The sequence below is a fragment of the Chryseobacterium sp. HNCC26DJ238 genome (assembly GCF_057180465.1).
Genome location: NZ_JBXUGI010000013.1, coordinates 107,654 through 120,531 on the forward strand (window position 1 = coordinate 107,654; position 12,878 = coordinate 120,531).

The 12,878-nt window shown below is 35.8% G+C and carries 10 protein-coding genes; 5 read left to right on the plus strand and 5 right to left on the minus strand.

What is annotated here, in order from left to right:
• Positions 1-138 precede the first annotated feature (138 nt).
• The 3 genes from secA to AC2A07_RS13495 all read right to left on the minus strand — a co-directional run bounded on the left by secA (position 139) and on the right by AC2A07_RS13495 (position 4,690).
• Positions 139-3,210: a preprotein translocase subunit SecA gene (gene secA / locus AC2A07_RS13485; protein ID WP_484050847.1), complete on the minus strand. Its 3,072-nt coding sequence runs from the start codon at positions 3,208-3,210 to the stop codon at positions 139-141.
• A 96-nt stretch (positions 3,211-3,306) separates the two neighbouring features.
• On the minus strand, positions 3,307-3,528 hold the full coding sequence (locus AC2A07_RS13490) for a DUF2795 domain-containing protein (protein WP_034709134.1): 222 nt from the start codon (positions 3,526-3,528) through the stop codon (positions 3,307-3,309).
• Positions 3,529-3,667: 139 nt separating this feature from the next.
• Entirely contained in the window at positions 3,668-4,690 is a 1,023-nt protein-coding gene (locus AC2A07_RS13495) for a GDP-mannose 4,6-dehydratase (protein ID WP_484050848.1), read from the minus strand.
• Between the two features lie 178 nt (positions 4,691-4,868).
• Here AC2A07_RS13495 and AC2A07_RS13500 point away from each other — a divergent pair, with 178 nt between their 5' ends.
• Both AC2A07_RS13500 and AC2A07_RS13505 read left to right on the plus strand, forming a co-directional pair.
• Entirely contained in the window at positions 4,869-5,666 is a 798-nt protein-coding gene (locus AC2A07_RS13500; protein ID WP_484050849.1) for a DUF2797 domain-containing protein, read from the plus strand.
• A gap of 19 nt (positions 5,667-5,685) precedes the next feature.
• Positions 5,686-8,370 (plus strand): hypothetical protein, encoded by a 2,685-nt coding sequence (locus AC2A07_RS13505; protein WP_484050850.1) that lies wholly within the window; start codon positions 5,686-5,688, stop codon positions 8,368-8,370.
• Positions 8,371-8,397: 27 nt separating this feature from the next.
• On the opposite strand, the gene AC2A07_RS13510 is transcribed toward AC2A07_RS13505, so the two are convergent.
• Positions 8,398-8,748, minus strand: a complete 351-nt coding sequence (locus tag AC2A07_RS13510; protein ID WP_484050851.1) for a hypothetical protein — start codon at positions 8,746-8,748, stop codon at positions 8,398-8,400.
• 178 nt (positions 8,749-8,926) lie between these two features.
• Between AC2A07_RS13510 and AC2A07_RS13515 the strand changes: the two genes are divergently transcribed.
• Positions 8,927-9,118, plus strand: a complete 192-nt coding sequence (locus AC2A07_RS13515; RefSeq protein ID WP_314494766.1) for a hypothetical protein — start codon at positions 8,927-8,929, stop codon at positions 9,116-9,118.
• 138 nt (positions 9,119-9,256) lie between these two features.
• On the plus strand, positions 9,257-10,300 hold the full coding sequence (locus tag AC2A07_RS13520) for a PA0069 family radical SAM protein (RefSeq protein WP_484050885.1): 1,044 nt from the start codon (positions 9,257-9,259) through the stop codon (positions 10,298-10,300).
• A gap of 52 nt (positions 10,301-10,352) precedes the next feature.
• Here AC2A07_RS13520 and AC2A07_RS13525 read toward each other — a convergent pair whose 3' ends face one another.
• Entirely contained in the window at positions 10,353-10,517 is a 165-nt protein-coding gene (locus AC2A07_RS13525) for a bacteriocin-like protein (RefSeq protein WP_314494770.1), read from the minus strand.
• Positions 10,518-11,349: 832 nt separating this feature from the next.
• Between AC2A07_RS13525 and AC2A07_RS13530 the strand changes: the two genes are divergently transcribed.
• Positions 11,350-12,858: a vitamin K epoxide reductase family protein gene (locus tag AC2A07_RS13530; protein WP_484050852.1), complete on the plus strand. Its 1,509-nt coding sequence runs from the start codon at positions 11,350-11,352 to the stop codon at positions 12,856-12,858.
• Positions 12,859-12,878: the final 20 nt, after the last annotated feature.

The following is a 12,878-nucleotide window of genomic DNA, read 5'->3' on the forward strand; positions in this document are numbered from 1 at the left end:
CAAATATATAGTTTTTAATTATTCTAAATAAAACAAAAAATTGATATTTATCATGTTCATTTATATTGTGTTATTCTGTAGATAACAAAAAAACCGCTTCCAAAGAAGCGGTTTTTTATGATATTTGTAATGTATCTCTTAAGCGGGAATTTCCCCTCTGTATAAGAATGAAATAATTTCCTTGTTCATTTTGTCAACCATTTCACTGAATAAATGGAAAGATTCCTGTTTGTAAATTACCAAAGGATCTTTCTGTTCGTACACCGCTCCCTGAGAAGATTTTCTCAGATCATCCATTTCACGAAGGTGAAGTTTCCAGTTTTCATCAATGATGGAAAGCGTAATGTTTTTTTCAAAGTCGTTGATCAGACTGTCACACTGTGAATCATAAGCCTCTTTCAAATCGGTAACAATCGTTAATGTTTTCACTCCATCAGAGAAAGGAACCTGGATCATCTTGAACATTGAACCCTGATTCTGATATACATTCTCAATAATAGGGAATGATTTTTCTTTCAGAAGATTAAGCTTCATGTCATAATCAGCCTGAGCTGCTTTGAAAAGAAGGTCAGTCAGTTCAGGAATCTGTTTTGATTTAAAATCATTTTCAGAAACCGGAGATTCCATAGTGAAGTTTTTAATTACTTCAAACTCAAAATCTTTAAAGTTTCCGGTTGCTTTACCTTTAGCAACGATAGAGTTGGAAACATCAAATATCATGTTTGTAATATCGTATTTCAGGTGATCTCCAAATAATGCGTTCTTTCTCCTTTTGTAGATAACGTCACGCTGCTTATTCATGACATCATCGTATTCAAGAAGTCTTTTTCTCGTACCGAAGTTGTTTTCTTCAACTTTTTTCTGAGCTCTTTCGATTGATTTAGAAATCATAGAGTGCTGAATAACTTCACCATCTTTATGACCCATTCTGTCCATCATCTTAGCAATTCTTTCAGAACCGAATAAACGCATCAGGTTATCTTCCAGTGACACATAGAACTGAGAGCTTCCAGGATCTCCCTGACGTCCCGCTCTACCTCTCAACTGTCTGTCAACACGTCTTGAATCGTGTCTTTCTGTCCCGATAATCGCTAAACCTCCGGATTCTTTCACTTCTTTTGAAAGCTTAATATCGGTACCACGACCTGCCATGTTGGTAGCAATGGTTACCACTCCCGGCTGTCCTGCTCCGGCAACGATTTCTGCTTCTTTTTTGTGAAGTTTTGCATTCAGTACCTGGTGCTGAATTTTTCTTAACTGAAGTGCTTTTGAAAGCAGCTGTGAAATCTCAACAGAAGTTGTTCCTACCAATACCGGTCTGCCGGCTGATGTAAGGTTCTCAATCTCTTCAATTACTGCGTTATATTTTTCTCTGTTGGTTTTGAAAACCAGATCCTGTCTGTCATTTCTCTGAATCGGACGGTTGGTAGGAATCACCACAACGTCTAATTTATAAATCTGCCAAAGTTCTCCAGCTTCAGTTTCTGCTGTACCGGTCATCCCCGCAAGTTTGTTGTACATACGGAAATAGTTCTGAAGCGTCACGGTGGCAAAGGTCTGGGTAGCGGCTTCGATTTTTACACTTTCTTTCGCTTCGATCGCCTGGTGAAGACCGTCGGAATAACGTCTTCCTTCCATGATACGACCGGTCTGCTCATCAACGATTTTTACTTCACCGTCAATTACAACATACTCATCATCTTTTTCAAACAATGTATATGCCTTCAACAATTGGCTCATCGTGTGAACACGCTCAGACTTTTCAGCGAAATCAGAGAACAGTTTTTCTTTAGCTTCAAATTCTTCTTCTTTAGATAAATTTTTAGCTTCCACTTCAGCGATCTCTGTTCCGATGTCCGGAAGAACGAAGAAGTTGTTGTCTGAGTTCCCCTGAGACATATATTCTACTCCTTTATCTGTAAGATCAACCTGGTTGTTTTTCTCTTCGATAACGAAATACAGATCTTTATCAACAATCGGCATATCGCGGTTGTTGTCCTGCATATACTGAGCTTCTACTTTTTGAAGCAGTGCTCTGTTTCCGCTTTCAGATAAAAACTTGATCAGCTGTCTGTTCTTAGGAAGACCTCTGTAAGCCTGAAGCAATTTGAAGCCACCTTCTTTGGTGTTTCCTGCAGCGATTAATTTTTTAGCTTCATTGAAAATTGCAGAAACGGTCTTTTTCTGAACTTCAACAATTCTGTCAATAGAAGGTTTCAGAACATCAAATTCCTGTCTGTCTCCCTGAGGAACCGGACCGGAAATAATCAAAGGTGTTCTTGCATCATCTACCAATACAGAGTCAACCTCATCCACAATAGCAAAGTTCAGTTCTCTCTGTACCAACTCTGTCGGTGAAGCCACCATGTTATCTCTCAGGTAATCAAAACCGAATTCATTATTGGTTCCGTACGTAATATCTGAATTGTATGCTTTTCTTCTTCCGTCTGAGTTTGGCTGATGATTATCAATACAGTCAATAGACATTCCGTGGAATTGGTACAATGGTCCCATCCATGCGGAGTCTCTTTTTGCAAGGTAGTCATTCACGGTAACTACGTGAACCCCTCTTTCAGGAAGAGCATTAAGGTAGATCGGTAAAGTTCCTACCAAAGTTTTACCTTCACCGGTTGCCATTTCGGCAATTTTACCGCTGTGAAGAATAACACCACCGATAAACTGGGTGTCATAATGAACCATATCCCATAAAATAGGAGTTCCGGCTGCATTCCATGAGTTTTTCCATACTGCCTGATCACCGTGTATTTCAACGAAATCTTTAGTTGAAGCAAGTTCTCTGTCCCAATCTGTTGCCGTTACACGGATTTCTCCGTTTTGAGCCCATCTTTTTGAAGTTTCTTTGATCAGCGCAAAAGCTTCGGGAAGAACCTGTAGAAGAACTTTTTCTTCAATCTCATAAGAATCTTTTTTCAAAGCTTCTATTTTAGAGAAAAGAGCTTCTTTTTCATCAACGTTTTTTGAGTTTTTGATCTGCTCTTTGATTTCTTCTATCTGAGTTGTAATCGTATTGGTAGCTGATTTTATTTTAGATTTAAATTCCGCCGTTTTCTCTCTCAGACCATCATCAGATAATTCACCGATTCCAGATTCGACAGATTTGATTTTTGTTACAACTTTTTTTACTTCTTTCAGGTCCTGCGCTTTTTTGTCTCCCAAAAACCCTTTAAGAACTTTATTTAAAAAACTCATAGTTTGCTATTTGCGATTTGCCTTTAGCTTTAGCCAAATGCGTCATCTATTTAAAAAAAATTGGCAAAAGGCCAAGTGCCCAAAGCCAAATGCTCATTAATATTCGTCTTCGTTCCAAAGATAATCTTCGTCCGTAGGATAGTCGCTCCAGATCTCATCAATTGCGTCATAAACCTCTCCTTCATCTTCAATCGCCTGAAGGTTTTCTACTACTTCCATCGGTGCACCAGTTCTGATGGCGTAGTCGATAAGTTCTGCCTTTGTCATCGGCCAGGGTGCGTCGCTTAGGTATGAAGCTAATTCTAATGTCCAGTACATAATTGTTTATTTTTTGCAAAAGTATAAAAATAGGTTATATTATAAACTTTTTTTATGACTTGATTTTCAATTCTTTTATTAAATTTTGTCTATATTTTGCTGCAGATGCTGTTATAAGCGTGATTGCAACAGTTTGATGTCATTTTCTCAAAAACCATTCCACAAATTTTTTTGTGCCATTTTGGAATGTTGTGGTTGGTTGGTAGCCGATCAGATTTCGTGCTTTTGTAATGTCAGCGCTGGTTTTCTTTACATCACCGGGCTGCATTGGCAGTATTTTTTTTATGGCAGTTTTGTCAAGATTCTGCTCAATATGTGACAGCATTTCAGAAAGAGTGATGACTTCGCTTTCTCCAAGGTTTAAAATTTCATATACTTTTAAATGGTTTTCCAGATACGCAACAGACTTTATAATTCCACTGATAATATCATCAATATAAGTATAGTCGCGGGCTGTATTTCCATCACCGTAAAACGGTATTTCTTTATCTTCTGAAATGAGCCGTGTGAATTTATGTATAGCCAGATCAGGCCGTTGTCTCGGACCGTAGACGGTAAAAAACCTTAACTGAATCATGTTGATCTGATGCAGATCGTGATAGACGTGGCCTAATACCTCAATGCATTTCTTGGTGGCAGCGTAAGGCGAAATGGGGCGGTCTACATTGTCTGATTCTGAAAAGGGAGTCTTCTCATTATTTCCATAGACGCTGGAAGATGAAGCGCAGATAAAATTTTTAATTCCATACTGAGTACACAGTTCCCAGAGATTCATTGTTCCGCGGACATTTACTTGCTCGTATTCTAATGGTCTTTCAATGGATGGCCGTACTCCCGCAAGCGCGGCTAAATGGATAATTAAATCAATCTTGTGACTTTTAAATATTTCCTCCAGTCCTTCTTTATCTCTGATATCCTGACAGTATAAGGTATAATGTTCTGATTTTGAAATTGAAATCAGATTCTCAATGTCATTCTGCTTTACGGAAAATCTAAAATCAATATCTTTTTCAATAGAATCCAAAGTATTTTTAATTTTTACTCTGTAATCATAGAAATCATCGAAATTGTCAATGTTTATGACAGAATGTCCGTGTTTCAATAATTTTTCTACCAAATGAGAACCGATAAATCCGCTTCCTCCTGTGACAAGATAGGTCATCGACGTTTTTTTATGAATACAAAAGTATTAATTTAAGATTTGAAATCGTCATAATTTATAATTGTAGACTCTCAAGAATTTGATGATCCCTGTAATCAGATAAAAAACTGGACGATCGTTAATGCATGAAATTATTATTTGAGTACATTTACTTCATAAAAGTAATACAGTTATATCCATGCAGTTTCAGGGGCAAATTTTAAAAATGACGAGTTTCGATGCTCAACCTATTCAATATTATCTCAACCTTTCCGGTGACCTCATTCATATGAATGAATTATTGGGAAAAGAATTAACGATCAGGCATACAGGTTTTCAATGTGTACATTGTGGAAGAGACCGTCCGGTTTACAGGATGGGTTTCTGTAAGAATTGTTTTTTCGAAAGTCCATATGCCAGTGATACTATTATACGTCCTGAGCTTTCTACGGCACATTTGGGAATCGGTGAACGGGACCTTGATATCGAGAAACAAATCCAATTGCAGCCACATACCGTATATCTTGCATATACCGGTGATGTCAAAGTCGGGGTTACCCGAAATACTCAGATTCCTACAAGATGGATCGATCAGGGTGCAACATTTGCTTTACCGATTGCGAGGACAGAAAACCGCTATGAAGCAGGAATGATAGAAGTAGCCTTGAAAGAACATCTTGCTGACAAAACAAACTGGAGAAAAATGCTTCAGGATGATTTTGAAGATGAGGTAGACCTTGCTGATTTCCAACGGAAAATAAAAGAATATTTTCCTGATGATTTTCAGAAATTTTATTCTGAAGGTGAAAATATGTGGAAGTTTGATTACCCTTTTTCAAAGCCTGAAAAAGTAACCTCTTTTACATTGGATAAAAAACCTGAATTTACAGGAAAGCTTACAGGAATTAAAGGTCAGTATTTAGGTTTTGACGGCGGTCTGTTTATGAATGTGAGAGGTCATGAAGGATATGTGGTTGATCTGTTAATAAGGAATTAAAATAAATATATAGAAAATCATGAAAAAGTCTTGGGTTAAAAAGCTTTTAATAGGTCTTGGAATTTTTTTCGGACTTATTATGATTGTGAATCTGGCAATCAATATCTGGCTGAAAACCCAGCTTCCTGATTATATTAAAAAAAATACCGATTATAAAATTTCCTATACCTCTTTAGGAGTCGATCTGGGGACAGGAAATATTTTCGCTACCGGAATTACGGTGAATAATAAAAATCCTCAAAATGTAAGTGTTATTGGTTTTCAGGGAACAGTTGACACCCTTAAAATAAGCAGGTTCGGAATTTATAATGCGGTTGTCAATAAAAAAATCAGTTCATCAGATATTTACCTCGGAAAGCCGGTCCTGAATATCATTTTACCTAAACCTGCTGATAAGAAAAGAAAAAAAAATACAACGCCCCTTGATTTTGAAAACATACGGATCGGCAACGGAAAGATTCAGGTATTCAAATATACAGGGCATAAATTTCTGGCGGTGAATGATTTGGATTTAATGATCGAAAACCTGCAGATGACCGAAGAGTCTGTAAAGGATAAGCTGCCTTTTATTTTTGACCGGTACAGCATTACAGGAACCGGTTTTTTTTTCCAGCCAGATGAAATTTATTCGGTGAAAATCAATAAAATAACAACAAAGGACGGACAGGTCTCCTTGGATAATTTTCAGCTTGCTCCGATCATTGATTTTGCTGATTTCACGAAAAGATTTCCAAAGCAGAAGCAACTGATATCAGCGAAAATCAGAAAAATTGATTTTAAAGATATTGTTTTAAAAGATAATAAAGTTTCACTTTCCCATGCTGCTTTTCAGAATCCTGATGTTTTGGTCAATACCACCAATGCACTTCCGGACAAAGTGAAAAAAGTAAATGATTTTGAATTGGAGATCGGTGATTTTAAATTCAAGAATGCGCATATTCAGATGAATAAGCCTGACGGAACTCAGCTTCTTTTTGTCAGAGAAGCGAATCTGGAAATCAGGAATATTGAATTCAGCAAAGAAACTTCAGAAGAAATGATTCCTTTAAGGTATAAGGATTTTACTTTTTCAGGAAAAGATATTCAGTTTTTCAATCATCAGAATATAAGTATTCAGAGTATTGCTCTCAGCCCGAAAAAAGGAGATATCAGAAATGTTTCTGTAATTCCAAATAATTCGGTGTCTGATAAAGCGGCCATGGATCTGAAAATAAATCAGATCGCATTTACTATTAATAAATGGGAAATTGTCAATAAAAAACTCAATCTTGATGTCAGGGACATTCTGGTAGACCGCTTGAATGGAATCATCAGGGCAGGCACGGAAAAGCAGGATAAAAAACCGAATTTCACTGGAATTCAATTTCCGGTTATTATCAGAAATGTCAATCTGAAAAATTCAGATATCACATACGATAAGGCTAATCAGCCAATTTCTTTAAAAGACCTGAACCTATCCGTAAGAGATATTGAATTGGGGGAGAAATCCAAAAAAGGAGGATTGGCTGTTACAGTTAAAGATTATGTACTGACTTCTAAAAACTTCGCCTACAAAACGAAATTTTACCATATGACTGTTGCTGCTTTGAAGTTCGATAAAAACAGGATGAAACTTGATCGGTTTGCCATGAAACCAATGGTATCAAGAGCTCAGTTCATCAGAATGATTCCTGTTGAAAAAGATCTTTATGATCTGAAGGCTGATCAGGTAAATGCCGTCGGTGAATGGGACTTTTTTTCTGAAAATAAATTCATTCATGCTACAGATGTTACTGTTTTGTCTGCAGATGCAAATATCTTCAGAAGCAAACTTCCGGCTGATGATCCCAAAGAAAAACTGCTCTACTCAAAACTTTTGAGAGATATTAAGATCCCGATGTTTATAGATCGGTTTCAACTGAAGAATTCGGTTTTAGAATATGAAGAAGATACGCCAAAGAGCAGCGGTCCGGGAAAACTGACATTTACCGGATTTAATATGACTGTAAAAAACCTTAATTCTGCCAAGATGAAAGGGAAACCTACTCAGGTTGATATCAGGATAGATTGTACTTTTATGAAGTCAACACCACTTTCTGTACGTTGGGGATTTAATACTGCAGATCACAGTGACCGGTTTACCATTGCAGGAAAACTGAGTGATATTTCCGCTGCAGCGCTGAATGCATTTGTCGTTCCTTACATGAGCGTTACTGCTACCGGAACTATACAGGAGATGTTGTTTAATTTTAAAGGAAACCCTGAAGGTATTGGAGGAACTTTTAATATCAAACATAAAGATCTGAAGGTTTCAATTTTAGACAAAGACAGCAAAAAGAAAAAAGGGGTTTTAAGTGCGGTGGTGAATATTTTTGTCAAATCAGATTCCGGTAAATTTCCCGAATCGGTTATAGTGGAAGATGTGAAAAGAGATCCGACAAAATCTTTTTTCAATCTGTTCTGGAAAGGAATCGAAGATGGCCTTAAAAAGACCCTGATTGGAATCGATGTGGATAAAACAAAAAAAACCGTTGAAAAAACGAAAAATACAGTACAGGATGTAAAGAAAACCGTGAAAGAAGTTAAAACTTCTGTGAGAGATATTGAAAAAGACGTCTCAGGTGCTGTTACATCGGATAAAAAAGCTGAACCTGAAAAACCTGTGGAGAAGCGGGGAGTTTTCAGAAAAATATTTAATAAAAAAGAAAATCCCGGAACCAAATAGGCTTCGGGAATATATTTTTACAGCAAATTAGAAATTGTATTCATCACTTTCATTTACAGGAATGTCCCGCAGAAAAGTATCAAAGTCCTGTCCTGAATAATTGCTTTCCGCACCGTAAGAATCGATAATGATACCCTTGTTGCCTGAATTGTCTTCAAGAACGTACAGTACGGCACTGTCATCAGGATTGCTGTCTCCTTCAAAGCGGTAGGTTTTTAAAATAGTCAGTTCGTCAGGATGATAATTCTTTTCTGAATCTTCATATCTCATCTCACAGGATTCATTCATTCTGAATTCTCTGTGAATGCCTCTCTCCCGTAATCTTTCCATTACCTGGCTTAATGTGGTCATTCTGTCTGGGGTTTCCGGATTTTCCATAATATTATTTTTTATTGAGTGTCAGTTAAACAGATCAGTACAATTTTCAAACCACAACAGGCTGCGGGGGTGAAATATTGTTTCTCTGAAACAGGATCCTGTGTTAACAAAAATTATAATTATAACAGAAAAAAAAGGTACACTATTTGATAGATCAAAATACAAAATTGTACTAAATATGAAAAAAGAAGTAGGAGTATTACTTGCGGGAGGTATTGGTCTCCTGGCGGTGCTTAGCTTTTTAAGCGTAAAAAAAATATTAAATAAAAAACATAAAAAGTATAACGAATATTACTCTGACCATCACAGACATTTTGATAGAAATTCTGAAGATGATGATCATGGGATCGAGTTTTATGCGTTCAAGTAAATTCAGCAGTAAGTAATAGAAGATAGATAAATTTGTTAAAAATCCGGTATCCATTTTTTGGTACCGGTTTTTTTGTGGAAAACTTTACTGTTAAAACTCATTATTTTTCCATTTATGGTTTATAATTTTACATCATCAATGCAGAATGAGAATATCATAAAAGGACAGGGTGCTCAGCGAAATGTAATTAACCGTTTCGACCGGTATACCTTTGAACCTGAAGATGAAGATCTGGAAACTGTAAAAACGTCTTTTACTGAAGTGTTTCCTAAAAGCATTGTTAATCACGTGAAAAGCGAAGATTTACCCATGCAGTATTCAATGAATCCGTATCAGGGCTGTGAACATGGCTGCTCTTACTGTTTTGCGAGACCAACGCATGAGTATTGGGGATATAGTGCAGGAATTGACTTTGAAAGAAAAATCATGGTCAAGAAAAATGCTCCGGAATTATTGGAAACATTTTTCAGAAAAAAAGGATACCGGCCTGAATCAATATTGCTGTCCGGTAATACAGACTGTTACCAGCCTGCTGAAAGACAATTTGAAATTACCAGAAAAATACTGCAAGTCTGTCTTGCCTACAGGCATCCCGTTTCTATACTGACAAAAAATGCTCTTGTTTTAAGAGATCTGGATCTTCTGAAATCTCTTGCTGAACAAAATCTTGTTTCTGTTTCACTAAGTATTCCTACGATTAATGAAGATCTCAGAAGGAAGATGGAGCCCAGGACAAGTTCTTCAAAAAACAAACTCAAGGCTGTAGAGATTCTGTCCGAAAATAAAATTCCTGTGAATGTAATGGTTGCGCCTGTGATCCCGGGATTAAACAGTGAAGAACCTTTAAGTATCCTGAAAGCAATCTCTGATGCAGGAGCGCAAAGTTTTGGTTACTCTTTAGTGAGGCTGAATGATAGCGTAGAACCTGTTTTTGTGAAATGGATTGAATCTAATTTTCCGGACAGGGCACAGAGGGTTTTGAATTTAATCAGATCGATGCGTGGAGGTAAACTCGGAGAAAAAAGATATTTTGAGAGACAGAAAGGGCAGGGGAATATTGCAGAAATGATCCATAATACATTTAAAATTGGCCGGAAGAAGTATTTTGAAGGGAAAGATTTTCCTAAACTTTCCACTGATGGTTTTACCGGGACAAAAGAACAGCAGCTGAGGCTGTTTTAAAATAAAAAACCACTCCCGTAGAGAGCGGTTCCAATCATTTCTGATCATTTTTTTAGATCGAATCGTCCGGACATTTAAAATCATTACTGCAGGTTGCACATACTAAAACGCCGTTACAGTAATACATACAGAAGTCAGGTTCAGGTAATCCCTTCACTCCACCTGCTCCTGAAATTGATTTCATTTGACCTTTACTTAGTTTTTTTAAATTTTTCATGTTGTTTTTGTTTAAAGTTTGATGATTTAGTAAAGATAATTAAAATTTATATACGTTTATGTTTTATTTGTCATTCAATGTACCACATGTTTTAAAACTGAGTTTGAATCATGGGGAAGATTAAGATAATTCCTTTTGAACAAAAGATAGAAGGAGCAGAAACAGTTAATAATTATTACTATGCTATCCAATTTGATTTGTGTCTGGATTGTAATAAAATATATTTAAGCTAAATGAATACCTTAATGATTGTGATGTTCTTCCTGCATATTTCGTCTCATGATAGATAAATATTATTTATATCCGCGGCGGGTAAAGGGTGTTATAATATCTATTCTGAATGTGTTTCAAAAGAAGATTCTGTGATTATAAAAAGTAAAAGAAAGTCTATGAAATTGGCTTAGTCTCATCCATTATGCTAAAATATAGTGATTATTTAAATAAAAATTGATATTTATTATTTCTAATCAAAAGATCATTCAACAATTGAGATAAAAAAATTAGAGTATAAGAATTTTTTATGATAATGGATACTTATAAAGAAGAGTTGGAATTTACAAAATGTAGTGTAGAACTTTGTAAGATTCTGTTTTATTATATATGTACAGATTGCAGAGCATATACCGAAAAAACACACAAAAATATAGACGGTCTAGATATTTCGAAATCTTTAAAATGTGGTTATAGTCCATACACTGGAGAATGGGAAGAGTGGAGTACAAATCCTCTCAAAGAAAAAGCTATAAAATATTATGGGATGTAACTATACAATAAATTTGAAATATTATTAGATTATTTATTATCTTCATCCCCTTAATAATATACCAAATCCATGAACTTCGACAAACTAATAGACTATTTTAAGCTCGACAGGCAGGAATTTTATTTCCAGTTCAACTCTCATCCCAATTATCCTTCAGCCCTGGCTTTCAGCGATACACTCAACTTTCTGGGTTTAAAAAATGATGCCTATGAATTGGAAAAAGAATATTGGGATGAACTCCCTGAAGAATTTATAGCTTTAGTCGATAATTCCTTTTCTCTGGTTAAAAAGAAAGGAAATGAATATACGGTCTATTCTGATAAAATAAAAAATCTGAATAGGGATGAACTTTACAAAAATTCAGGTGATTTTGTACTTCTTTTTGAAAAGACGGATCATGTAAAAACAACATCTTTTTTCGATTTTAAGCCGATAATCTATATCGTATTCGGAATTATTATTCTGTTTTCAGTTCTGCAGTTTGCGTGGTATGAAAGTGTATTTAATATTTTATCTTTACTTGGAGTTTATATTTCTTTAGAGCTTTTCAATCAGAAGTTCGGACAGGAATCGGTGATGGTCAGCAATATTTGCGGCGGTGGATCAAACACTTCTTCTCAAAGTTCATGTTCTAAGATTTTTTCTTCTGACAAAACCAACATTATAGGACTAAAACTATCGGATTTCAGTTTGATCTACTTTCTGGGAATTACATTGACAGGATTGATCTTTCCGCAGACTCAGTTTCTGTTGAAAATTGCAACAGCAGTTTCGATTCTTGTCATCCTATATTCTGTTTATATCCAGGCTTTTGTTGAAAAAGCTCTTTGCAGGGTTTGCCTTGTGATTATCTTTATTTTGCTGGCGCAGTTGGTTCTTGCTTTTCTCTATTTCGGCTGGTCAGTAAGTTTATCTGTTGTCTTTATCACGGCTGTATTTTTTATCTCTTTATTTTTTACCGTTGCTTTTTTAAATAATCTGATGAATCAGAAAGAAGAGTTGAAAAAATCAAATTCTAAAAACCTGAGATTTAAAAGAAATTACGATTTATTTAAAAGAGAACTTTTAGATAAAGAAAAAATTGAATTTACAGATAATCAGACCTTCTTCTTGGGCAGCAAAGACGCTAAACTTCATATTTCTGTTGTTTCCAATCCGTACTGTGGATTTTGTAAGGATGCTCACAAGATCATTGAAAATTTATTGTTACAGCACCCTGATGAAATCTCCGTACAGATAAGATTTAACTATGCAGAAGGAAATATGAATGAAAAGTACACTCAGCTGATTTCAGATTTTTTGAGTACTTACAGAAACAAACCGCAACGTGAATTTTTAAGTTCAGTTGATACTTGGTTTAAGAATAGAGATGAAAATGAAATTAACAAAAAGTATGGTGCCGGGCAAGGGGAAGATCTGAAAGATATTATTCAGATGACTGCAGAAAACAGTGCTGCAGGATTGAATTTTACCCCTGTTTTTATCATTAATGGTTACCAGTTTCCTGACAAATATGACCGTGAAGATATTCATTATTTCGTCAGTGAACTGATTGAAGATGAAGATTTTCCATCATAAATGATTTTCGTTTGTAAAAA

Excerpts from the sequence above, each read along its gene's own strand:
- secA (WP_484050847.1), bottom strand. The coding sequence starts at position 3,210 with ATGAGTTTTTTAAATAAAGTTCTTAAAGGGTTTTTGGGAGACAAAAAA.
- AC2A07_RS13530 (WP_484050852.1), top strand. The coding sequence starts at position 11,350 with ATGAACTTCGACAAACTAATAGACTATTTTAAGCTCGACAGGCAGGAA.
- AC2A07_RS13505 (WP_484050850.1), top strand. The coding sequence starts at position 5,686 with ATGAAAAAGTCTTGGGTTAAAAAGCTTTTAATAGGTCTTGGAATTTTT.
- AC2A07_RS13525 (WP_314494770.1), bottom strand. The coding sequence starts at position 10,517 with ATGAAAAATTTAAAAAAACTAAGTAAAGGTCAAATGAAATCAATTTCA.
- AC2A07_RS13510 (WP_484050851.1), bottom strand. The coding sequence starts at position 8,748 with ATGGAAAATCCGGAAACCCCAGACAGAATGACCACATTAAGCCAGGTA.
- AC2A07_RS13500 (WP_484050849.1), top strand. The coding sequence starts at position 4,869 with ATGCAGTTTCAGGGGCAAATTTTAAAAATGACGAGTTTCGATGCTCAA.
- AC2A07_RS13515 (WP_314494766.1), top strand. The coding sequence starts at position 8,927 with ATGAAAAAAGAAGTAGGAGTATTACTTGCGGGAGGTATTGGTCTCCTG.
- AC2A07_RS13520 (WP_484050885.1), top strand. The coding sequence starts at position 9,257 with ATGCAGAATGAGAATATCATAAAAGGACAGGGTGCTCAGCGAAATGTA.
- AC2A07_RS13495 (WP_484050848.1), bottom strand. The coding sequence starts at position 4,690 with ATGACCTATCTTGTCACAGGAGGAAGCGGATTTATCGGTTCTCATTTG.
- AC2A07_RS13490 (WP_034709134.1), bottom strand. The coding sequence starts at position 3,528 with ATGTACTGGACATTAGAATTAGCTTCATACCTAAGCGACGCACCCTGG.